The sequence below is a fragment of the Rhodanobacter denitrificans genome (assembly GCF_000230695.2).
GTDB lineage: Bacteria > Pseudomonadota > Gammaproteobacteria > Xanthomonadales > Rhodanobacteraceae > Rhodanobacter > Rhodanobacter denitrificans.
Genome location: NC_020541.1, coordinates 1,260,642 through 1,284,178 on the forward strand (window position 1 = coordinate 1,260,642; position 23,537 = coordinate 1,284,178).

The 23,537-nt window shown below is 68.3% G+C and carries 24 protein-coding genes; 9 read left to right on the top strand and 15 right to left on the bottom strand.

Translation table 11 applies throughout. The features are described 5' to 3' along the window. Nucleotides 1-6 precede the first annotated feature (6 nt). Together R2APBS1_RS05620 and R2APBS1_RS05625 are read left to right on the top strand one after the other, a co-directional pair. Nucleotides 7-456, top strand: a complete 450-nt coding sequence (locus R2APBS1_RS05620) for a GNAT family N-acetyltransferase (protein ID WP_015447177.1) — start codon at nt 7-9, stop codon at nt 454-456. After that, on the top strand, nt 453-1,040 hold the full coding sequence (locus R2APBS1_RS05625) for a Maf family protein (RefSeq protein ID WP_015447178.1): 588 nt from the start codon (nt 453-455) through the stop codon (nt 1,038-1,040). Before R2APBS1_RS05620 ends, R2APBS1_RS05625 begins: the two co-directional genes overlap by 4 nt. Here the strand turns inward: R2APBS1_RS05625 and R2APBS1_RS05630 are convergent. Together R2APBS1_RS05630 and R2APBS1_RS05635 are read right to left on the bottom strand one after the other, a co-directional pair. Further along, nucleotides 1,024-1,851, bottom strand: coding sequence for a CPBP family intramembrane glutamic endopeptidase (locus tag R2APBS1_RS05630; protein WP_015447179.1), 828 nt, complete (start codon nt 1,849-1,851; stop codon nt 1,024-1,026). The two genes, R2APBS1_RS05625 and R2APBS1_RS05630, sit on opposite strands and share 17 nt — an antisense overlap. A 113-nt stretch (nt 1,852-1,964) precedes the next feature. Then, a complete protein-coding gene (locus R2APBS1_RS05635) occupies nt 1,965-2,354 on the bottom strand; it encodes an MAPEG family protein (protein WP_015447180.1) in 390 nt (129 codons plus the stop codon). Between the two features lie 123 nt (nt 2,355-2,477). Between R2APBS1_RS05635 and ypfJ the strand changes: the two genes are divergently transcribed. Together ypfJ and R2APBS1_RS05645 are read left to right on the top strand one after the other, a co-directional pair. Continuing rightward, a complete protein-coding gene (gene ypfJ, locus R2APBS1_RS05640; protein ID WP_015447181.1) occupies nt 2,478-3,338 on the top strand; it encodes a KPN_02809 family neutral zinc metallopeptidase in 861 nt (286 codons plus the stop codon). Between the two features lie 166 nt (nt 3,339-3,504). Beyond that, nucleotides 3,505-3,891: a YkgJ family cysteine cluster protein gene (locus R2APBS1_RS05645; protein WP_015447182.1), complete on the top strand. Its 387-nt coding sequence runs from the start codon at nt 3,505-3,507 to the stop codon at nt 3,889-3,891. 82 nt (nt 3,892-3,973) lie between these two features. Here the strand turns inward: R2APBS1_RS05645 and R2APBS1_RS05650 are convergent, their stop codons facing one another. The 3 genes from R2APBS1_RS05650 to R2APBS1_RS05660 form a co-directional block, all read right to left on the bottom strand. Further along, nucleotides 3,974-5,569: a hypothetical protein gene (locus tag R2APBS1_RS05650; RefSeq protein WP_015447183.1), complete on the bottom strand. Its 1,596-nt coding sequence runs from the start codon at nt 5,567-5,569 to the stop codon at nt 3,974-3,976. 410 nt (nt 5,570-5,979) lie between these two features. Beyond that, nucleotides 5,980-7,596 (bottom strand): tetratricopeptide repeat-containing sulfotransferase family protein, encoded by a 1,617-nt coding sequence (locus R2APBS1_RS05655; protein ID WP_015447184.1) that lies wholly within the window; start codon nt 7,594-7,596, stop codon nt 5,980-5,982. 69 nt (nt 7,597-7,665) lie between these two features. Further along, complete coding sequence (locus R2APBS1_RS05660; protein ID WP_015447185.1) at nt 7,666-9,525, bottom strand: DEAD/DEAH box helicase; 1,860 nt, start codon at nt 9,523-9,525, stop codon at nt 7,666-7,668. A 155-nt stretch (nt 9,526-9,680) separates the two neighbouring features. Here R2APBS1_RS05660 and fghA point away from each other — a divergent pair, with 155 nt between their 5' ends. After that, nucleotides 9,681-10,529 (top strand): S-formylglutathione hydrolase, encoded by an 849-nt coding sequence (gene fghA / locus R2APBS1_RS05665; protein WP_007510445.1) that lies wholly within the window; start codon nt 9,681-9,683, stop codon nt 10,527-10,529. 69 nt (nt 10,530-10,598) lie between these two features. Here fghA and R2APBS1_RS05670 read toward each other — a convergent pair whose 3' ends face one another. Both R2APBS1_RS05670 and R2APBS1_RS05675 read right to left on the bottom strand, forming a co-directional pair. After that, nucleotides 10,599-11,927 (bottom strand): DEAD/DEAH box helicase, encoded by a 1,329-nt coding sequence (locus R2APBS1_RS05670; RefSeq protein WP_007510447.1) that lies wholly within the window; start codon nt 11,925-11,927, stop codon nt 10,599-10,601. Nucleotides 11,928-12,096: 169 nt separating this feature from the next. Further along, nucleotides 12,097-12,753 (bottom strand): class I SAM-dependent methyltransferase, encoded by a 657-nt coding sequence (locus R2APBS1_RS05675; RefSeq protein WP_007510449.1) that lies wholly within the window; start codon nt 12,751-12,753, stop codon nt 12,097-12,099. Between the two features lie 105 nt (nt 12,754-12,858). On the opposite strand from R2APBS1_RS05675, the gene R2APBS1_RS05680 reads away from it, so the two are divergent. Beyond that, the gene (locus R2APBS1_RS05680; protein ID WP_015447186.1) at nt 12,859-14,091 is read left to right on the top strand and encodes an MFS transporter; all 1,233 of its coding nucleotides are present in this window, start codon (nt 12,859-12,861) and stop codon (nt 14,089-14,091) included. 54 nt (nt 14,092-14,145) lie between these two features. Continuing rightward, the gene (locus tag R2APBS1_RS05685; RefSeq protein WP_015447187.1) at nt 14,146-14,631 is read left to right on the top strand and encodes an FKBP-type peptidyl-prolyl cis-trans isomerase; all 486 of its coding nucleotides are present in this window, start codon (nt 14,146-14,148) and stop codon (nt 14,629-14,631) included. 171 nt (nt 14,632-14,802) lie between these two features. Here the strand turns inward: R2APBS1_RS05685 and R2APBS1_RS05690 are convergent, their stop codons facing one another. The 5 genes from R2APBS1_RS05690 to R2APBS1_RS05710 all read right to left on the bottom strand — a co-directional run bounded on the left by R2APBS1_RS05690 (nt 14,803) and on the right by R2APBS1_RS05710 (nt 19,435). Next, the gene (locus R2APBS1_RS05690) at nt 14,803-15,378 is read right to left on the bottom strand and encodes a C40 family peptidase (protein WP_015447188.1); all 576 of its coding nucleotides are present in this window, start codon (nt 15,376-15,378) and stop codon (nt 14,803-14,805) included. A gap of 96 nt (nt 15,379-15,474) precedes the next feature. Beyond that, complete coding sequence (locus tag R2APBS1_RS05695; protein WP_235645812.1) at nt 15,475-16,746, bottom strand: M56 family metallopeptidase; 1,272 nt, start codon at nt 16,744-16,746, stop codon at nt 15,475-15,477. Then, nucleotides 16,697-17,083: a BlaI/MecI/CopY family transcriptional regulator gene (locus tag R2APBS1_RS05700; RefSeq protein ID WP_015447190.1), complete on the bottom strand. Its 387-nt coding sequence runs from the start codon at nt 17,081-17,083 to the stop codon at nt 16,697-16,699. Before R2APBS1_RS05700 ends, R2APBS1_RS05695 begins: the two co-directional genes overlap by 50 nt. A 486-nt stretch (nt 17,084-17,569) precedes the next feature. Next, nucleotides 17,570-19,015 carry a hypothetical protein gene (locus tag R2APBS1_RS05705; protein ID WP_015447191.1) on the bottom strand — a complete coding sequence of 482 codons (1,446 nt, stop codon included), beginning with the start codon at nt 19,013-19,015 and terminating at the stop codon, nt 17,570-17,572. A 171-nt stretch (nt 19,016-19,186) separates the two neighbouring features. Further along, nucleotides 19,187-19,435: a hypothetical protein gene (locus R2APBS1_RS05710; RefSeq protein WP_015447192.1), complete on the bottom strand. Its 249-nt coding sequence runs from the start codon at nt 19,433-19,435 to the stop codon at nt 19,187-19,189. 99 nt (nt 19,436-19,534) lie between these two features. Here R2APBS1_RS05710 and hutG point away from each other — a divergent pair, with 99 nt between their 5' ends. Next, entirely contained in the window at nt 19,535-20,314 is a 780-nt protein-coding gene (gene hutG / locus R2APBS1_RS05715; RefSeq protein WP_015447193.1) for an N-formylglutamate deformylase, read from the top strand. Between the two features lie 188 nt (nt 20,315-20,502). Further along, on the top strand, nt 20,503-20,760 hold the full coding sequence (locus R2APBS1_RS19535; RefSeq protein WP_155950211.1) for a hypothetical protein: 258 nt from the start codon (nt 20,503-20,505) through the stop codon (nt 20,758-20,760). Between the two features lie 84 nt (nt 20,761-20,844). Here the strand turns inward: R2APBS1_RS19535 and R2APBS1_RS05720 are convergent, their stop codons facing one another. Genes R2APBS1_RS05720 through R2APBS1_RS05730 form a run of 3 tightly spaced genes read right to left on the bottom strand, consistent with a single transcriptional unit; the run spans nt 20,845 to nt 23,456 of the window. After that, a complete protein-coding gene (locus R2APBS1_RS05720) occupies nt 20,845-21,276 on the bottom strand; it encodes a RidA family protein (RefSeq protein ID WP_015447194.1) in 432 nt (143 codons plus the stop codon). Continuing rightward, nucleotides 21,273-21,938: a carbonate dehydratase gene (gene can / locus R2APBS1_RS05725; RefSeq protein ID WP_015447195.1), complete on the bottom strand. Its 666-nt coding sequence runs from the start codon at nt 21,936-21,938 to the stop codon at nt 21,273-21,275. The genes R2APBS1_RS05720 and can overlap by 4 nt, the downstream gene beginning before the upstream one ends. 30 nt (nt 21,939-21,968) lie before the next feature. Further along, the gene (locus R2APBS1_RS05730) at nt 21,969-23,456 is read right to left on the bottom strand and encodes an aldehyde dehydrogenase (RefSeq protein ID WP_027484792.1); all 1,488 of its coding nucleotides are present in this window, start codon (nt 23,454-23,456) and stop codon (nt 21,969-21,971) included. Between the last annotated feature and the right edge of the window lie 81 nt (nt 23,457-23,537).

Consider the following 23,537-nt stretch of genomic DNA (forward strand, 5'->3'; position numbering starts at 1 on the left):
CCCACCATGTCCTTCCACATCCGCCAAGCCACCATCCTCGACCTCGACACGTTGGCGCCGCTGTTCGACGGCTACCGCCAGTTCTACGGCCAGCCGGCAGACCTGGCACGGGCGCGGGATTTCCTGGCGGAGCGCTTGCGCCAGCACGAATCGCTGGTGCTGCTGGCGCTGGACGAGCACGGCGCCGCGCTCGGCTTCACCCAGCTGTATCCGCTGTTCTCCTCGGTGCGCACCGTACGCACCTGGCTGCTCAACGATCTGTTCGTGGCGGCGACGGCGCGGCGGCAAGGTGTGGGAGCTGGGTTGCTGAAGGCGGCGGCGGAACATGCGCACGCCCTGGGCGCGGCCAGCCTTTCGTTGTCCACCGCACTGGACAATGCCCCGGCGCAGGCGCTGTACGAAGCGCTGGGCTGGCAGCGCGACTACCAGTTCTGCGAATACAGCCTGACGCTGTGAGCCCGAGGCTTTATCTCGCCTCGCAGTCGCCGCGCCGGCACCAGTTGCTGGAGCAGCTCGGCGCGGACTTCGTCGTGCTCGACGTCGACGTGCCCGAGCAGCGTGCGCCGGGCGAATCGCCGCACGACTACGTGAGCCGGGTGGCGCGCGACAAGGCGCGCGCCGGCCTCGCCGCGCTGGCGCACGCTGGCGACGCGCTCGTGCTCGGCGCGGACACCGAGGTGGTGCTGGACGACGACGAAGTGTTCGGCAAGCCGCGCGACGCCGCCGACGCGGCGGCGATGCTGCGCCGGCTGTCGGGCCGCACGCATGCGGTGGTCTCGGCGGTGTGGCTGGTCGGCAGCGGCGGCGAGCGGTGCGAGGTGTGCGTGTCGCAGGTGCGCTTCGCCACGCTGGACGAGCCGGCGATCGCCGCCTACGTCGCCACCGGCGAGCCGTTCGGCAAGGCCGGCGCGTATGCGATCCAGGGCCGCGGCGCGGCGATGGTCGAGCATCTCGACGGCAGCTATTCCGGGGTCATGGGCCTGCCGCTGTTCGAGACCGCGCGACTCCTGCGCCGCGGCGGAATCAGCCCGGCGGGTTGATCGCCACGAACCAGACGGCGACGGCCAGCAGGTTGTTGACGCCATGCGCCAGCACCGCCGGCCAGATCGAGCCCGAACGCAGCCGCAATCCGGCCAGCAGCAGCGCCAGCAGAAGCAGGTTCGGCAGCGCGTACCACTGGTAGTCCAGCCCCGGCAGGTGCACCAGCGCAAACAGCAGCGAGCTGCCGGCCACCGCCCAGCCGACATGCACGCGCTTCATCAAGGCCGACAGCAGCACGCCGCGGAACAGCAGCTCTTCCACCAGCGGCCCCACGCACACCACCACCAGCACCAGCGGAATGCGCAGCCCCAGCGGGGTGTTGCCGCCGATCTGCTGGATGTCCTGGGTCACCGTGTGGCCGTGGGCCAGCCACTCGGTCAACAGCGCACCGAGGAACGGCGCGGCCAGTCCGACCAGCACCGCCAGCGCGAAGAACAGGGGCTGGCGCGGAGGCACGAAGCCGAACCCCGGCGGCTGCGCCTGCGGCCACAGCGCCGGCCAGCTGCGGCGCATCAGCCACAGGGTCAGCGGCGCGGCCACGCCGAGCGAGAGGATCGCCAGCAGCGCCTGCATCGCCGGTTGCGCCAGCGTGGTGCGGATCGCCGTCTCGATGCCCGCGCCGTTGTTGCGCAAAGCCGCCGTCGCCGCGATCGCCGCCCCGAACAGGAAGCTGACGGCGAACTGCAGTGCGAAGTAGACGACGATGATGCCCACGCTGGCGCGCAGGCCGGGCGCGGTGCGGCCGGCATGCGGTGGGGGTGGCGAATCCGGAGGCGACAGGGGCGAGACCTCGGTGCTGCTGATCTGCATGCGGTGACCATGGCCTGTGGCAGGGAACGGCGCGAGCCCAAGCTAGTGGTTTGCAGGCCGGCCGCGCAAGCCGGTCGGCCGCCAGGATTGCCCGCGGCCTGCGGGCCGCGGGCTCAGACTAGCATCGCGCGGCCCACGCCGACGCAGGCCAGCACCAGCAGCGCGGCCCAGCCGAGCATGCCGACCATATAGCCGGGGCCGCGTTTGGCGGGATCCTTCAGGTAGGTCAGCGCGTACCACACGCGGCCGACGATCCAGACCAGCCCCGCCACGCCGGCCCAGCCGCTGAAGCCGTAGTTCGCCGCCAGCCACAGCGTGGGCAGGAACATCACCGTGCTCTCCAGCGTATTCATCTGCACCCGATAGGCGCGCTCGAATGCGGGGTCGCCGCTGGTGGCCGGTGCCTTGATCCCGTACTTGCCGCGGGCGTGGCCGACGGCCCACATGGTGCCGAACAGCAGCAGCACGGTGAGCAGGGTGACCAGGGCGGGCAGGTGGGTCATGCTGAAATCCTCACAAAAGGTCACCTACTTTAGCGGCAGCGCATGCCGTGGCGTGATCCCGGTCGACGCGCTATCGTCGCCACGCGGCGTCGGGGCGCGTGCATCGGTCAGCAAGGGATTCCTATGGATTGGCGAAAAGGCGGCAGCAGCAGCAATGTCGAGGTCGACAACGGTGGCGGCGGTGGCCCGCGTTTCGGTGGCGGTGGCCGCATGGGCCTGGGCGGCCTGATCGTGCTGGCGCTGCTGGGCTGGATCTTCTTCAAGAATCCGCTGGCACTGCTGGACCAGAGCGGCACCCCGCCGGGCGCACCGACACAGACCGGGCAGCCGGTCCAGGTCGATCCCGAGCAGCAGGCCTTCGTCAGCGCGATCCTGCATTCCACCGAGCAGAGCTGGGGCGCGATCTTCCAGGCGCACGGTGCCACCTATGTCGAGCCCAAGCTGCACCTGTTCAGCGGTGGCGTGAACACGGCCTGCGGCGGCGCCACCACGGCGGTGGGCCCGTTCTATTGCCCGGGCGACCAGAAGGTGTACCTGGACCTGACGTTCTTCCAGCAACTGCAGGACGAACTGCATTCCTCCGGCGACTTCGCCCGCGCCTACGTGATCGCGCACGAGGTCGGCCATCACGTGCAGAAACTGACCGGCGTGTTCGACAAGGTCGACGAGGCGCGTCGCCGCGGCGCGCCGATGGATGGCGCCGATGGCCTGTCGGTGCGGCAGGAACTGCAGGCGGATTGCTATGCCGGCGTGTGGGCGAACCACAGCCAGCAGGAGCTGAACTGGCTGCAGCCGGGCGACATCGAATCGGCGCTCAACGCGGCCAGCCACATCGGCGACGACGCCCTGCAGCAGCAGGCGCAGGGCCGGGTGCGGCCAGATACGTTCACCCACGGCACCTCGGCGCAGCGGGTGAAGTGGTTCAAGGCCGGCTTCGGCAGCGGCGACATCGCCCGCTGCAACACCTTCGCCGGCGAGCCATGAGTAACCAAGCCGGCAGCCGCGCAGCGGTTGCCGGCTTTCGGAATCTCCTCCCCTGCTCGGCAGGGGAGGGCAGGGAGGGGTAGCGCTTGCTTCCCTGCTGCGCACCGGACGTCCGCTGCACTAGAATCTGCCTCCTGCGCGCCTCGGGGCGCCCACGGTCGATTCGATGCAACATCCCTGCCTGCGTTGTGGTGCCTGCTGCGCGTACTTTCGCGTGGCGTTCCACTGGTCGGAAGCGGAAGCCTTCCTCGGCGGCAACGTACCGCCGGAACTGACCGAGAAGCTCGACCCGCACCGCTTGGCGATGCGCGGCACCAACGCCGCGCAACCGCGCTGCGTGGCGTTGCAGGGCACGGTGGGCGAGGCGGCGCATTGCGGCATCTACCCGCAGCGGCCGTCGGTGTGCCGCGAGGTGCAGCCGTCGTGGGAGTTCGGCACGATCAGCCCGCAGTGCGACAAGGCACGCCTCGCCCATGGCCTGCCGGTGCTGACGCCGGAGGACTGGCTCGACCCGTTCGACGCCGGCGAACCGCCGCTGCCGCAGAGCGCCTGAGCGCGCTGCCGCGTCCGAAACAGCAGGAGGGAGCTGCCCGCCACCGCGATGGGTGACGGGCATGCTGGATACCCGGAGCCGGTTATTGGCAGCCCGGGAACTTGAACGACGCAAGGCGCGTGTTCCAGTTGAACGAGCCGGTGCTCTTCAGGTACTCGGTGGTGTACCAGAACGTGCAGTCGTCGACCGGATCGACCGTCATCGCGCTGTAGTCGCCCCAGCGCGACAGGTTGTTGCCGCTTTGCGAGCCCTGGCCCTCGATGATGCTGTTCTCGGCTTGCATGGTGCTTAGCGCGTCGGTGCTCAGCCGCCCGGTGTAGCGGATCGCCGGGTGCAGCGCGCTGCTGGATACGCTGTAGCCCAGCGCCATGTTTCCCTGCTTGTCCATCGCCACCGAGCCCATCCAGCGATAACTGGTGTCCGGCGAGAAGGTGGACTGCTGGTAGACCACCGGCGTGGTGCCCGGGCTGCGGATCTCGTACCAGCGCACCCCGGTGTAGGGGTTGTTGTGCTTGGCGCCGACCTGCACCGAATGGTTGACCACCAGCGACTCGTGGTCGCCGAAATTGCGGTAGGCCAGGCGGAACATCAGGCGATCGCCCAGCGAGTCCAGCTTTTGCCGCGTGCCGTACTGCGGAATGCAGCTGCCGCCGCGGCAGGCGGTGGCGAAGGCGGCCACCGGGATGTTGATCGGACCGCTCAGCGTGGTGTTGGCGCTGTTCGCCCAGTCCACATGGAATTTCCACAGGTTCAGCGAGTTGCTGGTGAAGTTCAGCATGTAGTTCGGCGCGCCGGCCGGCGGCGCGGTGGCGCCGTCGAGGTCCGCCGGCAGCACGCCGCCGTAGCTGGTGGACAGCTGGAAGCACTGCTGGGTCGCCGCCTGGCCGCTCAACATCGCAGTGCGGTCATAGGCGCACAACTTGGCGCCCTGGAAGGTATTGGTGAACATGTTGAAGGTTTCGTAATAGCCGTCCGGCCAGACGCCCATCTTTGGATAGTCGGGAAAGACGCTGCCGTAGGAGAAGGCGTAGCGGTAGTACGCGCCGGTGGCGTCACTGGTGGCCGACACGGCCACGCACTGGTAGTACGGCGTGGCGCTGACGGCGAATTGCGAGACGACCCAGCGGTTGGCGGCCTTGTCGTAGACCACCACGGCGTCGCCGTCGTTGTCGGCCTCACAGGGGCCGCCAAAGCCGGACCATAGGGTGTTGCTCGGCACCGGACCGTAGATCACCGCCTTGCTGGCTTTGTCGAACACCGCGAAGCCGGTGTTGACGATCTGCAGGTACTGGGTCGCGCCCACGGCGCCATTCGTATCCGGCGGCGCGCTGTTGACGGTGAAGGTGCCCTGCGGGCCGCTGAAGCCCTGGCCGACGCCTTCGAAGCCGGCGCCCAGCGCGGGCGCAAACGCCCCGGTGACGGTGTGCTGCACGGCGCCGTCGGTCTGGCTGCCCGGAGCCAGCGGTGGCAGCGGATGCAGCGGATGAATGCGTGGACTCTTCGAGAAATCTTCCGGGCGCGGCATGGTGCCGCGCAGGGAGCGCAAGGTGTCGTGCTTCACGGCAGGCGTCACTTCCACCTTCGGCGCCGCGTTTTCGGCGAAGGCCTGGTGGCTTGCCGCCAGACCGAAAACGGCGCCCAGCGCGATGCTCAGGCCGGTCAAGTTTCGTGATGACATGGGTTCCCCTCCACGAGGTAACGGCATGGGAAAGGATCGGCGCGTGCGACTGGCGTTGCGCAGCTTTTGTGGCCAGGCACGACGGGGATCCGACAACCGTTCCACCATCACGCGACGTCGGCACCGCGCACCCCCGGACTCCCTGGTGGAACAGCGGAGTCATAGCGCTTCGACGGGAATTTTTCGTGAAGAAGTCATCCGGCGCCAGATGGCGGACCGCCGCTTATCCTGCAAGCCGATAGATGTCCAAGGCCAGGAAACCCATGTCGATGCCGGCGTCGATCCGTTGCGAAGGGGGCGTTCGCAGCGGCGGCGCCGCGTGCCACGAACGGCGGCAGCAGGTGATCGTCGGTGGAGTGCACGCGTTTGGCGAACGCTGCGTTGCCTGCGTGAACGACCGGCGTGGGCTCCTAGCGGCCGAGCATCGGCAGGCCGAGGCCCAGGCGCAGCGGGTCGAGCCGGGCGCCGTAGCGGTCGGCGCGTGCCGTGTCGCGTTGCAGCGGCTGGCGTACCTGCGCGGCGCTGGCCGTGCGCACGCTGCGGCTGGCCTGGTGGTAGGCGAGGCAGGCCGGGTCGAACGGCAGGCCGCAGAATGCCAGCAGCGCACGGATCTCGCGCTCGGGCTCGGCCAGCAGCGCCTCGTAGCGCTGGAGGCGGATGCGCTGCGGCTCGGCCGCCTGCCACGCGTCCATGATCCGCTGGTAGTCGCGCAGGTAGGCGGCAATGTCGGTCAGCGTGCAGGCGAAATGCGGCAGCCGGTAGAACTGCTGCTTGTAGCAGGACCAGCCGGCTTCCAGCGCATCGCGCCGCGCGTCGACGATGCGCGCGCCCGGCAGCATCGCGCCCAGCACGCCGGCCAGCAGCCAGTTCGACGGCAGCTTGTCGGTGTGCCGCGGCTTGTGCGCTCGCCAGCGTGCGGTGCGTTCCAGGTAGCGTCGGCCCAGCCGCTGCCAGTCGTCGCCCGTTGCCGTGGCGAACCACTGCAGCAGCGGCTGGCGGCGGCGGGCGGATTCCTCGCCGAGCACCTGTTCCAGGTCCGGCAGCTCGCTGGCGCCTTCGACCTCGGGATGGGCGGCGAGGATCTGCTCGAACAAGGTGGAGCCGGAGCGCGGCAGGCCGACGATGAAGATCGCCTCATGGCCCAGGGCCGGATCCCTCGCCGTCGGCAGCCCGCTTGAAGCGGCAAACAGGGCATCGGCATGCGCCCGGAACGCGGCGGCGTTCCATGGATGGAGCTGGCGCAGTGCGGCATTGGCCTGGTCCAGGGCGGCGAAGGCCTGCTCGTAACGCTGCTGGTCCTCGCACACCTTGCCCAGCGCGAAGCCCATCGCGATACGGTCGGCGGGGTTCAGCCCGGGCAGGCGCAGCGCGGCCGTCAGGCGTTCGCGGTCGGCGTCCGGCAGCGGTCGCGTCTTGATGTTCGCCAGCCCGCGCCAGGCGTCGCCGCAGGCCGGGTGCAGCGCCAGCGCGGCACGGTAGCGGGCAGCCGCATCGTCGAAGCGGCCGGTGTGTACCAGCGCGTCGCCGAGCAGGATGAGTGCCGGCAGGAACTCCGGTGCCAGCGCGTGGGCCTGCTCAAGCGCCTCGATCGCTGCGGCGGTGTCGCCGTGCAGTTGCAGGTTGCGGCCGAGATTGAACCACGGCATCGGCGCGTGCGGCGCCAGCGCGCAGGCGCGCCGCCAGCTGGCAAAGGCCGCGTCCGCCTCGCCGGCAGCGAGCTGCGCGTTGCCCAGGTCGGCGTGCGCCAGCGCGTAGTCCGGCCATTGCGCCACGGCCTGCTGCAGGGCCGCGCAGGCTTCGGCATGGCGTTGTGCGCGGGCGTGCAGCAGGCCGAGCATGCGCAGCAGTTCCGGATGCGCCGGGGCGAGCGCGAGCGCCGCATCCAGCGCCTGGCGCGCGACCGCTTCGGCACCGTCGCGGATCGCATGGGCCGCCGCCTGCAGGTGCGGCAGGGCGGCCGGAGCCAGCCCATCGAGCCGCGGCTCGGCGCCGCGGGATGGGTGATGTTCGACGGTGGGGGTGGGCATGCGACGGCTTCACGGCGGCGGCGATGGTGCCGATCTTACGGGGCCGCGCCGCGGCTCATCGAGTGGCGGCTACTTGCGCCGCGGTGGCTTGCCGGCGCCGGGCCGCGGCTTGACGCCGGCGGGTTTCCTGAAGCCGCCCGGCTTGTGCGCCGGCGGCGCGCCGGTGCCGGCGTCGTTGCCGTCCCACTCGTGGATGCGCAGCTGCTGCTGCACCACCCACACCTTCTTCAGGTGCTCGAACACTTCCTTCGGCATGCCGTCGGGCAGGTCGATCAGGCTGTAGTGGTCGCGGATGCTGAGGCGGCCGATGTACTGGCTGTCCAGGCCGGCCTCGTTGGCGATCGCGCCGATGATGTTGCCCGGCTTCACGCCGTGCTCGTGGCCGACCTCGATGCGATAGGTGCGCTTGCCCTGCTCGGTGGCGTGCGCGCGCAGCGGGCGCTGGGCGGACTCGCGCGGCGGCGCACCCTCCTGCGGGCGCGGCTCGTGCGTACGCGGCTTGTGTTCGCGTGGGACCCGTGCGGGCGTGCCTTCGCGCTCGCGCGGCTTGTGTTCGCGCGCGGCCGGCTCGTACTTCTCGCGCTTGGGCGGCGGCGTCAGCAGCAGCGGTTGGTCGCCCTGGGCGATCCGCGCCAGCGCGGCGGCGATCTCGACCGCCGGCACGTTGTGTTCCTGCTCGTACTGCTCGATCAGCTGCTGGAACTGCTCCAGCTCGCCCTGCGCCAGCATGTCGCTGATGCGCTGCTTGAACTTGCCGATGCGCACGTCGTTGACCACCTCGACCGACGGCAGCTGCATCTGCTCGATCGGCTGCCGGGTGGCGCGCTCGATCGCGTGCAGCATGCCGCGCTCGCGCGGGCTGACGAACAGGATCGCCTCGCCGCTGCGCCCGGCGCGGCCGGTGCGGCCGATGCGGTGCACGTAGCTTTCGGTGTCGTACGGGATGTCGTAGTTCAGCACGTGGCTGATCCGCTCCACGTCGAGGCCGCGCGCTGCCACGTCGGTGGCGACCAGGATGTCGAGCTTGCCGTCCTTCAGCTGCTGGATCACCCGCTCGCGCTGCGCCTGGGCGATGTCGCCGTTGATCGCGGCGGCGGCCAGGCCGCGCGCCTGCAGCTTCTCGGCCAGCTCCTCGGTGGCCTGCTTGGTGCGCGCGAAGATGATCATCGCGTCGAACGGCTCGGCCTCCAGGATGCGGGTCAATGCATCGAGCTTGTGCATGCCGCTGACGAACCAGTAGCGCTGGTGGATGTTCGCCGCGGTGGTGGTCGAGGACTTGATGGTGACCTCGACCGGCTCCTTCAGGTGTCGCTGCGCGATCTTGCGGATCGGCGCCGGCATGGTCGCCGAGAACAGCGCGACCTGGCGCCCGGGCGGGGTGGCCTGCAGCACTTTCTCGACGTCGTCGATGAAGCCCATGCGCAGCATCTCGTCGGCTTCGTCGAGCACCAGGAATTTCAGCTCCGAGAGATCCAGCGTGCCCTTGTCCAGATGGTCGATCACGCGGCCCGGGGTGCCGACCACGACGTGCACGCCGCGCTTGAGCGAATGCAGCTGCGGGCCGTAGCTCTGGCCACCGTAGATCGGCAGCACCTGGAAGCCGGGAACGTGCGCGGCGTAGGTCTGGAACGCCTCGGCCACCTGGATCGCCAGCTCGCGCGTGGGCGCCAGCACCAGCGCCTGCGGCTTGCCGGGCCTGCGCTCGATGCGCGACAGGATCGGCAGCGCGAACGCGGCGGTCTTGCCGGTGCCGGTCTGCGCCTGGCCGAGCACGTCGCGGCCTTCCAGCAGCGGCGGAATGGTGGCGGCCTGGATCGGCGAGGGCGACTCGTAGCCGACGTCGGCCAGCACGCGCTGGACGTCGGGGTGCAGCGCGAGTGCGCCGAAGCCGGACGACACCGGGGTGTGGTCGGGAGCGGGGGACGACATGGGGGAACCTCGGGAAGGCAGCGCCGGGGTTGCGGCGCGCGGGTCGGCCATTCTACCAGTGTCCTCGGATGCGCGTGGCGATTCTGGCTGAACGCGAAAGGGCCGGCCGCGCGGTTATGCTCCGCGTTGCCTTTGCCAGCGGAGCGAAGACCACGATGGGCATGCTCGAAACGATCTCCGAACAGCGCTGCCACGGCGGCATCCAGGGCTTCTACCGCCACCACTCGGAAGCCTGCGCCGGCGCCATGCGTTTCGCCGTCTACCAGCCGCCGCAGGCCGGCCGGCAGTTGTGCCCGGTGCTGTATTTCCTGGCCGGACTGACCTGCACCGAGGAAACCGCCACGATCAAGGCCGGTGCGCAGCGGCTGGCTGCCGAACTGGGCCTGGCGCTGGTGATGCCCGATACCAGCCCGCGCGGCACCGGCATCGACGGCGCCACCGGCGACTGGGAGTTCGGCGAGGGTGCGGGTTTCTACCTCGACGCCACCGAGGCACCGTGGTCGGCGCGCTTCCGCATGGCGAGTTACGTGGTGGACGAATTGCCCGCGTTGATCGGCGCGCAGTTCCCGGTGGATGCCGCGCTGAGCGGCATCTGCGGCCACTCGATGGGCGGTCATGGCGCGCTGACCCTGGCCCTGAAGCATCCGCAGCGCTACCGCTCGGTGTCGGCGTTCGCGCCGATCGTGGCGCCCAGCCAGGTGCCGTGGGGGCGCAAGGCCTTGCCGCGCTATCTCGGCGACGATCCGGCGGCGTGGGCCGACCACGACGCCTGCGAGCTGGTGCGGCGGCAGACCTTTCCCGGCAGCATCCTGATCGACCAGGGCGAAGCCGACGGCTTCCTCGAGACGCAGCTGAAACCCGAGCTGTTCGACCAGGCCTGCGCCGAGGCGGGGCAGCCGCTGCTGCTGCGCCGGCATGCCGGCTACGACCACAGCTACTGGTTCATCACCAGCTTCATCGACGATCACCTGCGCCACCACGCAGCGGCGCTGGGGTTGTCCTGAATTTCCGGACGCTCGAGACGAACGTGGCGACCATCAGGCCGCCACGTTCGGTGTCATTCAAGCCATCGCTCAGGCCTTGGCGGCCGGACGATGGTTCGAGCGACGGCGCTGGTTGCCGGCGGCGTGCTCGCCGCGGCCCTGCGGCGCATAGCCGTTCGGCCGCGCCGCGCCGGCGGGCTTGCCTTGCCGCGGTGCGCGTTGCTGTTGCCGCTGACCGCCGCCGCCCTGCTTCGGACGCGGCGCGCCGGCATCCAGCCGCAGCGGGGCGGACGGCTCGTAACCGGCCACCGGGGTGATCGCGATGTCCTGTTTCAGCAGCTTGCGGATGTCGAACAGCAGCCCGGACTCGTCGTGGCTGACCAGCGACAGCGCGAGGCCTTCCATGCCGGCGCGACCGGTGCGGCCGATGCGGTGCACGTAATCCTCGGCCACCGAGGGCAGGTCGAAGTTGATCACGATCGGCAACTGCTCGATGTCGATGCCGCGCGCGGCGATGTCGGTGGCCACCAGCACGGTGACGCGGCCGCTCTTGAAGTCGCTGAGTGCACGGGTGCGCGCGTTCTGGCTCTTGTTGCCGTGGATCGCGGCGCTGCGCAGGCCGGAGGCATTGAGGAAGGTGACCAGTTTGTCGGCGCCGTGCTTGGTGCGGCTGAACACCAGGCTCTGGCGGCGGCTGTCTTGCGACAGCACGTGCAGCAGCAGGTCGCGCTTGCGCGAGGCGTCCACGGGATGCACCTGATGGCTGACCAGGGTGGTCACGGTGTTCGGCGCCGAGACCGAGATCTCGCGCGGGTTGTGCATGAACTCCATCGCCAGCGTCTTGATCGCCGGCGCGAAGGTGGCCGAGAACAGCAGGGTCTGGCGCTTCTTCGGCACCGACTGCAGGATGCGCTTCAGTGCCGGCAGGAAGCCCATGTCGAGCATGCGGTCGGCTTCGTCCAGCACCAGCGTTTCCACCGCCGACAGGTCCAGCGTGCGCTGCTGCATGTGGTCCATCAGCCGGCCGGGGGTGGCGATGACGATGTCGACACCGCGACGCAGTGCGTTGATCTGCGGGCCCATGCCGACGCCGCCGAAGATGGTGGTGGCGCTGACGTGGATGTGCTTGCCGTAGTCGCGCATGTTCTCGTGGATCTGCGCGGCCAGCTCGCGGGTGGGAGTGAGGATCAACGCGCGCGGGCGGCGGGTCATGGTCTGGCCGCTGGTCGACAGTTTCTGCAGCAGCGGCAGCGCGAATGCGGCGGTCTTGCCGGTACCGGTCTGGGCGGCGGCGAGCAGGTCGTGGCCTTCCAGTGCGGGCGGAATCGCGGCGGCCTGGATCGGGGTGGGCTGGGTGTAGCCGTAATCGGCAAGCGCACGCAGCAACGCGGGCGCAAGGCCCAGCGAATCGAAAGACATGGAACACTCCTGAGCAACCCGGAGTGTTCATACCGTGTTGCAGACTAAGGGGAAGGGGCGACGGTGTGTCGCAGCACGCGTGAGGACGAGTGCAGGAACGAGTATAGCCGATCCTTCGCCGCCGCGTGCGCTGGCGGGACATCAAGCTGAACGGCGCATCGCGATCATCTCAGCGGTGCGGTTGCGCCACGATCAGGTAGCTGTTGAACGGCGTGTGCCCGCGCAGCGGTTCGATGCGCACCTCGAGCTCGGCGTCTTCCAGTGGCGCGCGCACTTCGCCGGCACTCGGATAGTGCTGCGCACCGCCGGGAATCCAGCCCGAAACGCGCAGGAAAAACTCCTCGACGCGGGTGGCATGGAAGCGCCAGGTCGGTTCGCGCAGCACGTTGCGGATGATCAGGCAGCCATCGGGCGCCAGGTGCCGGGCGGCTTCCCGCAGCAGGACGGGCTGGCGTTCGGCGGGCAGGTAGTGCAGTACGTCGAGCAGCGCGACGTGGCCGTGCATCGGCGGCAGTTCGGCCACGTCGGCATGACGCAGGCTGATCGAGGCGCCGAGTCCGGCACGCTGCGCGGCCCGTTGCCCGGCGGCGATCTTGCGCGCATCGTGATCCAGTCCGAGGTAAGGCTGGGCATGGTCCCGTGCGTGCAGGTACAGCCCGAGCAGGCCGATGCCGCAGCCGATGTCGAGCAGCGGCATCGCCGTGCCGGCCACCAGCGCGGCGGTGGCCGCGTAGACCGGGTCGCCGGCCAGTTTGCTCCGGACGTAGCCGCGCTGCAGAGAGTTGTCGTACAGCTGGGCGATGCGCTGGCGGCCGTGGCGATCCACATCCGGGCTCCGCTGTTCGGTGGTGACCAGCCTAGGCCATCGGGTGCACGAGTACCATCGTCGCCGGCACGCCCCGTGCGTGAGGTCCCGTTCGAGGAGAGACCGATGTCGCTGCTTGCACCCTTGCGTGAACTCGATACTGTCCAGCGGCACACGGTGCTGGCCAGTTTCCTGGGCTGGACACTGGATGCGTTCGACTATTTCCTGCTGACCTTCGTCATCGTCACGGTGGCGAAGGAGTTCGACGTGGGTACGGCGCAGATCACCTACGCGCTGTTCCTGACCCTGGCGGCACGGCCACTGGGCGCGCTGCTGTTCGGGCGCCTGGCCGATCGTTTCGGGCGGCGGCCGATCCTGATGCTCGACGTGATCCTGTTCTCGTTGTTCGAATTCGCCACGGCGTTTGCCTCGTCGCTGACCGCGTTACTGGTGCTGCGTTTCCTGTTCGGCGTCGCGATGGGTGGCGAATGGGGCATCGGCGCGTCGCTGGCGATGGAGTCGATCCCGGCGAAGGCGCGCGGCGCGGTGTCGGGCCTGCTGCAAAGCGGCTACCCGTGCGGCTTCTTTCTCGCCGCGCTGGCGAACTGGTTGCTGGTCGACCACATCGGCTGGCGCGGCCTGTTCGTGGTCGGCGCGCTGCCGGCGCTGCTGGTGCTGTACATCCGCCGCAAGGTGCCGGAGTCGGCGGTATGGCAGGAGGGCGCGCGGGCGGCGAAGCGGCCCGGCCTGCGGGAGGCCATGCGCGGGCACTGGAAGCTGGCGATTTACCTGATGCTGCTGATGATGGCGTTCAACATGTTCAGCCACGGCTCGCAGGACATGTACCACACCTTCGAGGAGGTGAACCTGCACCTGCCTACCGGCTCGGCCACGGCCTTCGTGCTGGTGGCGCTGCTCAATCTCGGCGCGCTGGCGGGCGGTCTGTATTTCGGCGCGCTGTCGGAGCGGATCGGTCGGCGCAAGGCGATGATGATCGCCGCGCTGCTGGCGATACCGGTGATTCCGCTGTGGATGTACGGCGGCTCGCTGATCCTGCTGGGGGTGGGCGCGTTCCTGATCCAGGTGATGGTGCAGGGCGCCTGGGGCGTGGTGCCGAGCCATCTGAACGAGCTGTCGCCGGCCGCGCTGCGCGGCACCTTGCCCGGGTTTGCCTACCAGATGGGCAACCTGCTGGCGGCGGTCACCGCCACCGCGCAGACCTGGCTGGCGCAGCGCCATGGCGGCGATTTCGCGTTCGCGATGGCGCTGTGGATGGTCTTGGTGGCGCTGCTGCTGACCTTGCTGCTGTGGCTGGGACCGGAGGCGCGCGGGGTAGGCTTCGGTCACCGCGAGTCCTAGCGTCGCCGGGCTACTGCTAGAATCCGCCGTTTGATCCCATCGACGAGACAGGCAATGAAGGCTGGCAAGGACAAGGTCATCGCACTCCACTACACGCTGACGGCGGATGGCGAAAAGGTTGAGAGCTCGCACGATCGCGACGAGCAGTTGTGGATCCTGCTGGGGCACGGCCAACTGATCCCGGGCCTGGAAACGGCGCTGGAAGGGCATGCGTCCGGCGAGACGCTGAGCGTGGACGTGGCACCGGCCGACGCTTACGGCGAACGCCAGGAGGGCCAGATCCAGCGCATGTCGAAGAAATACTTCCCGCAGGCGAACCGGCTCAAGCCGGGCATGACGACCGTGCTGCAGCTGAAGCAGGGCGGCCAGCGCGCGGTGACCGTACACAAGGTCGGCATGAGCGCGATCGACGTGGACCTGAACCACCCGATGGCCGGCAAGACCCTGCATTTCGACGTGGCCATCGGTGAAGTGCGCGACGCCACCGAGGAAGAGATCGCCCACGGCCACGCCCATGCGCCGGGCAGTGCGGAGCACTGACCCCGCTTCAATGAAGCCAACGCGATAACGGCGCCCTCGGGCGCCGTTATTCGTTCGCCCCTTCTCCAACCGGGAGAAGGTTGGGATGAGGGTGCCGGTCCGTGCCTCGATCTATCCGCTGCCTGCTTCGCTGTTTCGGAAGATTCTGGAAGGGCGCTCCCCGCACCACCCTCAATCCAGCACCCGCTTCCCATAGGCGAAATGGCCGCCCCAGTACGGCCCGTCGATGTCGTCCAGCCGCACCGTGCCGCCGCTGTTCGGCGCGTGCACGAAGCGGCCCTTGCCGACGTACACGCCGACATGGCTGATCGCGCCGCCGATGTCGAAGAACACCAGGTCGCCGCTGGCCAGCTGGGTCATCTTGCGCACCTTGTGGGCGTCCATCGAGGCCATGTCGTGCGAGGTGCGCGGCAGCTTGATGCCGGCAGCGGTGCGGTAGATGTAGTCGACCAGGCCGCTGCAGTCGAAGCCGCCGGCGGGCGTGTTGCCGCCCCAGCGATACGGCGTGCCGACCAGGCCGATCGCGCGGAACAGGATGTCGTTCGCTTCCCCAGCGCTGGCGGCCGAAGGTGCGCGCGGCGGCAGCTCGGCCAGTGCCGAGTGCGAGGCTTTGTAAGTGGGCTGGCGCCGTTGCGGACTGCTGGCGCACGCAGCCAGCAAGGCGATCGCAGAGAAAAGCAGCACCCAGCGTGCGACCTGCGGCAGCGCTAACGACAAGGGAAATCGGGCGACGGGCTGCGGACTCACGAGACAACCTCGGCGTGGGGCGTGCCGAGGTTATCAATTCAATAATTCATATGCAAATCAATACGCTTTTTTGCATTTTAAATTCAGTTTCTCAACTCAATCCTTGTTGGCTCCGTCCGGAAGTGGCGTCAGGTCGAATTTGACCGGCACACGCGCATAGCCATCGACCGGCTTCCCGTCCTTCATCTGCGGATTGAAGTGCCATTGCCTTGCCGCATCACTGGCGGCGGCGATCAGGTCAGCAGACGTGGTGGTGCTGTGCTTAGGGTCGTAGGCGATGGTGCCCACCGTACCGTCGGCATGGACCTGGACCGTGAGCAGTACCGTGCCTTGCTCGTTGTTCTTGATCGCCGGAGCCGGGTAGCGGGGCTGGAGTTTTGCGTTGTAGGTCAGGTCCGATTCGGCTTGCCGATCGGACGATGGCCCAGTGCTGGCCTGGACCACGAATACGCCGCCTGCCATCAGCGTGGCGAGTGCAAGACAACCGATGCGACGGCGCAGGGCGCCGGGACGATGACGCTGGATCATGGTGAGTCGCTCCTTGAGTTGTGGCTCGGCGAGCCAGGGAATCAGCGCCGGTGCGGGGGACATGCCGGCGCTGTGCAGCAAGGTTTGCGCGTAGCCCGCTTCATCCTGCGGCGAGTGGCGCAGCACGCGTTCGTCGCAGGCCAGCTCCTGATCGAGCCGGAAACGCGGCAGCGCCAGCCACATCAGCGGATGGAACCACAACAGCGCGCCGGCCAGCTCGGCCAGCAGGTTCCACAGCGCATCGCCGCGACGCAGGTGGGTCAGTTCGTGACGCAATACCAGCCGACGCTCGGTGGCGCCGAAACGCTGCATGAAATCTGGCGGCAGCAGCAACAGGCTGCGTGGCGCCCATAGCACGGCCGGACCGGCCGGATGCAGACGCAGGCGGTGCGGGTCGAGCGTGTCCATTGCCGACCGCAAGGCCGGCTGCCATGCCTCCGGTAGCGGACGGCTGTGCCGATGAAGTTTCAGGTACTGCACGACCAGACGCAGCAGGCAGAACAGCACGCCAGGCAACCACGCCGACGCCAGCCAGATCCCTCGCGAGCCGTGGTGGGCCGGAGCGACGGCCATGGCGAGGTTGCCGGACAGCACCTCGATGCTCGGCAACGTCAGCAGAGGGGCTGGCAGTGTCGGTATCCAGGGTAGCGTTGCCATCAACGGCGGCAACAGCCACAGCGTGAAGGCCGGTCCCGCGCCGAAGCCGCGGCGCAGCGGGCGTCGCACCAGCAGCACCAGGAAAATCGCCGCGGTCACCAGCAGCAAGGAGCGCAGCGCGGCGGCATCCATGTCAACGGTCCTTCTTCTCGATGGCGTCGAGCAGCTTGCGCAGTTCGGCAATGTCCTTCGCGCCCAGTTTCTCGTGGGCACTGAAATGCACCAGCAGCGGCGAAAGCCGACCGCCGAACACACGATCGAGCAGACTGCGGCTTTCCTGCGATTGCCATTGCCCGCGGGTCAGCGTGGGCGAATAGAGGTAGCGCCGGCCATCCCGCTCGGCAGCTACCGCGCCCTTGCCGAGCAGGCGGCTGAGCAGGGTGCGGATGGTTTTCTCGTGCCAGCCGGTGGGTTGCAGCAGTGCGGCGACGATCTCCTCGGAGGTTCGCGGAGCCTGCTGCCACAGCAGCTCCATGACCCGGCTCTCGGCTTCGCTGATGGCAATGGGTTTGTCCGGCATGAGCGTCCCGCCATTGGATTACATGTGTAGTTCAAAACGAAGACTACGCGTGTAATTCTTTTGTGGCAAGCGTCTGCGCAACGCGCAGGAAAGCGGACGGATCGGGGCCGTGCCTGGACGGGGTTGGCGCGATGTCCCGGAAGAGCCAGGGAGTACCGCCGCGGACGGCAAGCTCTTGCCGCCTGGACGTCCCGGACATGTTTGAAGACACGCGGTGCCACGACAGAACCCTGGCAGACCAGGGTTGCACGATGGCCTTGCCGCGGCGGCCCAACGAGGAAACTCTCCGGGAACAACCTGCCCGCGACGATCTTCCGAGTTGCCGCGTCATTGGCGCCCGAGGCCGCAACCGACAACGAGCGGGCGAAATCGCCGGGCGTGGAACCGATGGCGCAGACCAGACCACCATCCGGGTCAATCGAGACGCCGCCGCCAGCAGGGTGCAAGCGGGTAGGCGCGCTGTTGGCGGCCGCAAGGCGGATCGAGTCAGGGAGTCGCGACCGCTATGGTGTGTTCGTTCATGGTCCGCCCGTCGGCGCCGATGCTGCGTAACCGGTAGGTGCCGGGGCGCAGGTAAAGTACATTTTTCGCATGGCGCAGGAAGAGATAGCGGTCGGCGGCAATGGCGTTGGCGGATTCCGTGGCGTAATGCGCCTCGACCAGACACGGAAATTTCTGCTCGCAGGACTCGCTGTCGACGGGCACGGCGACGCGCTGGCCGCCGAGCGAGAGCCAGTCGGGCCGGTGGCCGTTGTTGGCAGGCGGCAGCACGGCGCGCTTCTCGCCGTCGATCGACAGCCAGAGCGGGCCTTGCGTGTAATCGGAAGGCACCGGGTTGGCCGGCGGCAGAATGATGTTGAGGTCGTATGCGCCGGGCCTGGCACTCCATGGGGTGTGGTCGGCGGTCCGCAGAAGCGCGATCGGTCCGCTGGGGTGGAACGTGGCGACGATCCGGGTGTAAATACCGGTCACCGGGCGTGCCGGCAGGTCACCGGGGCCATTGGAGTTCAGTGATTGCCTGGCCGTTTGCGTGAGCGTCTCGTATTTCCGCAAGGCGTGCCGGAACGCGTGGTACGCCAAGGCTTCATTCTCCGGATTTTCTTCCCGGACGTCGGTCTGGTCGACCGACAGGGGATCGAGGCCGCTGAGCTTGCTCAATTGCATCGCCATCGGCCTGGTCGAGCCGATCCGGCCGCGCTGCTTGTCGATGTGGGCATAACCGGCGTGCACGAAGAGCTTCGCCTCGGGGTTGTGGGCAAAGACCTGCTCGTACAGGTTCCTGGCCTGGCCGTCCTCGCGGCCCTGCGGCGTGGCATCGACCGCTTCATAGGGAACGATGACGTAGCCCAGCCGGATGGCCTCGCGCACGATGTCGCCGTACAACGGCTCGTGGAGGTATTCGCTGCCGCTGCTGGTCACCGGGTAGCCGCGTTTCATGAGTGGAACATCCCGACGGTCGAGGGCTTCGGCGGCGAAGTGCGTGTAGCCTTCCGCACGCAGGCGCGGCAGCAGCATCAGGGTCAGCTCGCGGGTATGACCGTCGTGATGGGCCTCGTTCACCATCACCAGGCGCCGGTTGCGGGCCAGCGCGGCGATGGCATCGACCCCGTCCACCGCCTGCCAGCGATCGGCTTGCGGTGCGGTCAATCCTTTTGGCAGTTCGTTGCGCAGCGGGAAATCGCGAACCGCCTCGCTGTAAAGCCCCAGCTCGTTTTCGCTGAAGGCCAGCATCTGCTGGGCGAGCGACTGGTCGTTGCCGGTCAGCTGGGGCGTTGTCGCGATGAGGTAATCGTACCGGGCCAGTTCTCCGCTCAACGACTGCAGTTGATCGAACAGATTCGGCGGCGCTTCTTTTTGCGCGGCGTGAGCTCCGGTGCAGGCGATTGCAAGTGCCAGCAGGATCCATGTGGCGGCAGACGGGCGCTGATGCATGATTTTTCACCTGCGATGCGTTATCCGAATCCAGACTAGGTTTCCCCGATGTGCCACGCAAGGAACGTCATTGGGTTTTCCTGATGGCTTGACGTTCGTTGGTCGTGATGACCTGCTCGGACAGGGTTCTGCGGCGGATGTCCCATGCGCGCAGCCGGTAGTGGCCGGGCCTCACAGCTTGCTCACGGTGTCGTCCTGCATGAAGGCGTAGCGGTCGGCGGCGATCGCGCTCCCGTCTTCGTCGGCATAGTGCGCGTCGACGACGCAGGGCGTGGTGACGCGGCACAGGGTCGTGCTGGTCGTGTACGGGAGGCGTTCACCGTGCAGGGTGAGCCATTCCGGGCGCTGCGTGTTGACGAGGTGCGCCAGCATGGGCTGGTTGCGGACGGGAATCAATCGGAACAGCGCTCTGGCCGGCATATGCAACCCCCCGTGGATGATCCGGGGCTAGCGTGCCGGCGTATGCTCCGGCAGGCAAGCGCCTGCCGGCCCGGCGGGCGGACTGGGTACAATGCGCCGATGGCCCCATTCACCCTGCAGCGCGGTCGCGCACCGTTGTTGATCAGCCTGCCGCACGACGGCAGCTTCATTCCCGACGATATCGCCGCACGGATGCACTCGGCGGCGCGCCGTGCGCCGGACACCGACTGGCATGTCGGTCGGCTGTACCAGCCGTTGGCCGAAGCGTTGGGCGCCAGCGTGCTGAAGCCGCGGGCGTCGCGCTACGTCGTCGACCTGAATCGTCCCGCCGACGGCCATGCGTTGTATCCCGGGCAGCGCGAGACTGGCCTGGTTCCCTTGATTGGTTTCGATGGTAAACCCCTGTACCGGGACGGCGCCGAGCCGGATGCCGCCGAAATCCAACGGCGCATAAACGATTGCTGGCAACCCTACCATCAGGCCATCGCGCAGGAACTTGCACGGCTGTGCGCCGAGCATGGCCGCGCGGTGTTGTGGGAAGGGCATTCGATCCGCAGCCGGGTGCCCATGCTGTTCGAAGGTCGGTTGCCGGACTTCAACCTCGGCACGGCGGCTGGGGCCAGCTGCACCCCCGCGCTGCAGGATCGGTTGCAAGCCTGCCTGGCGTCGCAGTCGCGCTTCGATTTTGCCGTCAACGGCCGCTTCAAGGGCGGCTACATCACGCGCCACTACGGCACGCCCGCGACCGGCGTGCAGGCCGTGCAGCTGGAACTGGCCCAGCTCAATTACATGGACGAAGCGAGCTTCGCGTACGACGAGGCGAAAGCGCCCGAGGTGCAGGAGCTGATCGGCCGGATGCTGCAGCTCTGCCTGGCATGAGCGCAAGGAATTGCGGGCACGATCGGCTGCCGTGAAAGTCAAGATCCCGTGCGCCTGTCGCGCGGGAAAGTCCGTGTTCCATTCAGCCCTGGTATTCCCTCGCCGTCGCATCGTCGGTTCGTCGCGCCGCCCGAGTTGCCGGGTTCCGGCCGGGTCCGCGATACCTTCATTGTCCGAGGCTCGACATCATGATGCGTAAACTTCTGACCGCTGCCCTGCTCGTGGCGGGCGTTGTGCTTTCCGGTTCCGTGCTGGCCCAGGCCGCTGCTGCCCCGCAGGCAGCTGCTCCGGCGGCGCAGGCAGCCCCGGCGGCGGCTCCCGCTGCTGCAGCGGACGCCGCGCCGAAAACGGCCATGCACCACAAGTCGCACCACAAGTCCCATCATCACAAGAGCCACAAGGCGGCTGCAGACGCAGCACCGGCGCCTGCGTCGACGGCGGGTTGATGCGGTCGTAGCAGCCCGGAACCCCGCCGGAGCCATCCGGCGGGGTTTTTCATGTGCAGCTGGTTCGCGTGCCGCTTGCAGGGCTCAGTGCGGCGGCGCCGGCAAGGCGGCGATGCACTTCAGCTCGATCGCGATCGGCGTGGGCAGGGCGTCGATGCCCACCGTGGTGCGGCAGGCGTCGACGCCGGCGAAATACTCGGCGTAGAGACGGTTGTAGGCGGCGAAGTCGCGCTGCATGTCGGTAAGGAACACGGTGACGTCGACCAGGTCCTCCCAGCGTGCGCCGCTGGCTTCGAGCACGGCGCGCACGTTGGCGAACACCTGCCGGCACTGCGCCTCGATGTCGTAGCCGGCCAGGCGGCCGTCCGCGTCGTGCACGTTGCCGGGAATCGCATTGCTGCCGGGTTGGCGCGGGCCGACGCCGGACAGGAACAGCAGGTTGCCGACGCGCCGCGCGTGCGGGTAGGCGCCGACCGGCGCAGGGGCGGCGTCGGTGCGGATGCTGTCGCTGCTCACGCGGCGCCTTCCCAGCGGCGAGTGAGTTCGATCACTGCCTGCTGGTAGGCCTCAGGCAATTGTTCGCGGCTGCGCACGTCCAGGCCCAGGTCGTGGATATGCCCATTGTCGAGGCCATAGATCCACGCATGCACGGCCAGCTGCTGGCCACGCTCCCACGCCTCGCGCACCACCGTGGTGTGGCATACGTTGAGCGCCTGTTCCAGCGCGTTGAGTTCGCACAGGTGTGCATGCCGAATCGCGAACGATTGCGCCGGGTCGAGCTTGTCGGCGTGCTTCATGGCGATGTCGGTGATATGCCTGAGCCAGTTATCGATCAGGCCGAGGCGGCTTTCCTTCAGCACCGCACCGACGCCGCCGCAGCCGTAGTGGCCGACCACCAGGATGTGCTTCACCTTGAGCACGTCGACCGCGAACTGGATGGTGCTGAGCGCGTTGAGGTCGGTGTGCACCACCACGTTGGCGACGTTGCGGTGCACGAAGATCTCGCCCGGCGGCAGGTCGACGATCTGCGTGGCCGGCACGCGTGAATCCGAGCAGCCGATCCACAGGTAACGCGGCGCCTGCTGCTGCGAGAGTTGTTCGAAAAAGGTCGGGTCCTGCGCGGTGACCTGGGCGGCCCAGCGGCGGTTGTTGGCAAGCAGATCTTTCAGTGAATTCATCAGGACTCCATGGGTTCGCGCCAGCGTGTCCTAGCGCTGCGGCGGGGTCGCAGCGTAGGCAAGGCAGATGTTTTTCGGTTCGGTGAAAAAGTGCAGCGCTTCGCTGCCGCCCTCGCGACCAAGCCCGGATTGCTTGACTCCGCCGAACGGCGTGCGCAGGTCGCGCAGCAGCCAGCAGTTGATCCAGACGATGCCGAATTCGAGCAGGGCGGCGAGCCGGTGCGCACGCGCGAGGTCCTGCGTCCACAGCGAGGCGGCCAGGCCGTAGCGGCTGTCGTTGGCGATCGCCAGCGCCTCGGCTTCGTCCTCGAACGGGATCAGGCTGACCACCGGGCCGAAGATCTCCTGCTGGTTGGTCGGCGCCGCGGACGGCAGGCCTTCGAACACGGTCGGCGCGATGAACCAGCCGCCGGCGCAGCGGCCGGGCAGGCTGAGCGCGCCGCCACCGCAGAGCACGCGGCCGCCTTCGGCGCGGGCCTGTTCGATGCAGCCGAGCACCTTGTCGTAGTGCGCCTGCGAGACCATCGCGCCGAGGTCGCTGCCGGCGTCGTTCGGATCGCCCACGCGCAGTGCCTGCACGCGCGCCAGGTAGCGCTGGCGAAAGGCGTCGTAGATCGAGCGCTGCACCAGCAGGCGCGAGCCGCACAGGCAAATCTCGCCCTGGTTGGCGAAGCCCGAGCGCACGATGGTGTCCAGGTTTGCGTCGGACAGCTCGGCATCGGCGAACACGATCGCCGGGTTCTTGCCGCCCATCTCCAGCGAGACTTTCTTGAACTGCGCAGCCGCGATGGCGGCGATCCGTGCGCCGGTGGCCGTGCTGCCGGTGAAGGAGACCGCCTTCACCGCCGGGTGTTCCACGATCGCCTCGCCCACGCTAGGGCCGCGGCCCTGCACGATGTTCAGCACGCCGGGCGGGAAGCCGGCCTGGATGCTCAGCTCGCCGAGCAGGGCGGCGGTGCACGGCGTCACCTCCGACGGTTTGGCCACCACCGTGCTGCCGGCGGCCAGCGCCGGCGCGATCTTCCAGCTGAACAGGTACAGCGGCAGGTTCCACGGACTGATGCAGCCGACCACGCCGAGCGGCTGGCGCAAGGTGTAGTTGATCGCGCCGATGCCGCTGGCGCCGGCTTCCATCGCGTGCGATTCGCTGCCCCAGCCGACGATCGCGGCGGCGAAGTAGCGCAGGTTGCTGACCGCGCGCGGGATGTCGAGCCGGCGCGCGAGGCCCAGCGGCTTGCCGCTGTCGCGCGATTCCAGTGCGGCGAATTCCTCCAGCCGTGCCTCGACCAGGTCGGCCAGCCGGTTCAGGTAGTGCGCACGCTGCTCGATCGGTGTACCGGCCCATCCCGGCGCGGCGCGGCGGGCGGCGTCCACCGCCGCGGCGACATCCGCCGTCGACGAATCGGGGCAGTGCATGAAAACCTGACCGGTCGCCGGATCGTGCACATCGAGCCAAGCATCGAGGTGGGGCGCCTGCAGGCGACCATCGATCAGATTGGCTAGGCGCGGGGTGGACATCGTTGCAAGCTTAAAACCAGCGTGCCGCAATTGCACCGGACGCCGGCGTATGCGCCGGCAGGAAACGGGGCGACGACGACG

Coding starts and splice junctions, on each gene's coding strand:
- R2APBS1_RS05620 (WP_015447177.1), top strand. CDS start 7: ATGTCCTTCCACATCCGCCAAGCCACCATCCTCGACCTCGACACGTTG.
- R2APBS1_RS05680 (WP_015447186.1), top strand. CDS start 12,859: ATGTCGCTGCTTGCACCCTTGCGTGAACTCGATACTGTCCAGCGGCAC.
- R2APBS1_RS05645 (WP_015447182.1), top strand. CDS start 3,505: ATGCAACATCCCTGCCTGCGTTGTGGTGCCTGCTGCGCGTACTTTCGC.
- R2APBS1_RS05630 (WP_015447179.1), bottom strand. CDS start 1,851: ATGCAGATCAGCAGCACCGAGGTCTCGCCCCTGTCGCCTCCGGATTCG.
- can (WP_015447195.1), bottom strand. CDS start 21,938: ATGAATTCACTGAAAGATCTGCTTGCCAACAACCGCCGCTGGGCCGCC.
- R2APBS1_RS05660 (WP_015447185.1), bottom strand. CDS start 9,525: ATGTCGTCCCCCGCTCCCGACCACACCCCGGTGTCGTCCGGCTTCGGC.
- ypfJ (WP_015447181.1), top strand. CDS start 2,478: ATGGATTGGCGAAAAGGCGGCAGCAGCAGCAATGTCGAGGTCGACAAC.
- R2APBS1_RS05670 (WP_007510447.1), bottom strand. CDS start 11,927: ATGTCTTTCGATTCGCTGGGCCTTGCGCCCGCGTTGCTGCGTGCGCTT.
- R2APBS1_RS05705 (WP_015447191.1), bottom strand. CDS start 19,015: ATGCATCAGCGCCCGTCTGCCGCCACATGGATCCTGCTGGCACTTGCA.
- R2APBS1_RS05650 (WP_015447183.1), bottom strand. CDS start 5,569: ATGTCATCACGAAACTTGACCGGCCTGAGCATCGCGCTGGGCGCCGTT.
- R2APBS1_RS05635 (WP_015447180.1), bottom strand. CDS start 2,354: ATGACCCACCTGCCCGCCCTGGTCACCCTGCTCACCGTGCTGCTGCTG.
- R2APBS1_RS05685 (WP_015447187.1), top strand. CDS start 14,146: ATGAAGGCTGGCAAGGACAAGGTCATCGCACTCCACTACACGCTGACG.
- R2APBS1_RS05710 (WP_015447192.1), bottom strand. CDS start 19,435: ATGCCGGCCAGAGCGCTGTTCCGATTGATTCCCGTCCGCAACCAGCCC.
- hutG (WP_015447193.1), top strand. CDS start 19,535: ATGGCCCCATTCACCCTGCAGCGCGGTCGCGCACCGTTGTTGATCAGC.
- R2APBS1_RS19535 (WP_155950211.1), top strand. CDS start 20,503: ATGATGCGTAAACTTCTGACCGCTGCCCTGCTCGTGGCGGGCGTTGTG.
- R2APBS1_RS05700 (WP_015447190.1), bottom strand. CDS start 17,083: ATGCCGGACAAACCCATTGCCATCAGCGAAGCCGAGAGCCGGGTCATG.
- R2APBS1_RS05730 (WP_027484792.1), bottom strand. CDS start 23,456: ATGTCCACCCCGCGCCTAGCCAATCTGATCGATGGTCGCCTGCAGGCG.
- fghA (WP_007510445.1), top strand. CDS start 9,681: ATGGGCATGCTCGAAACGATCTCCGAACAGCGCTGCCACGGCGGCATC.
- R2APBS1_RS05655 (WP_015447184.1), bottom strand. CDS start 7,596: ATGCCCACCCCCACCGTCGAACATCACCCATCCCGCGGCGCCGAGCCG.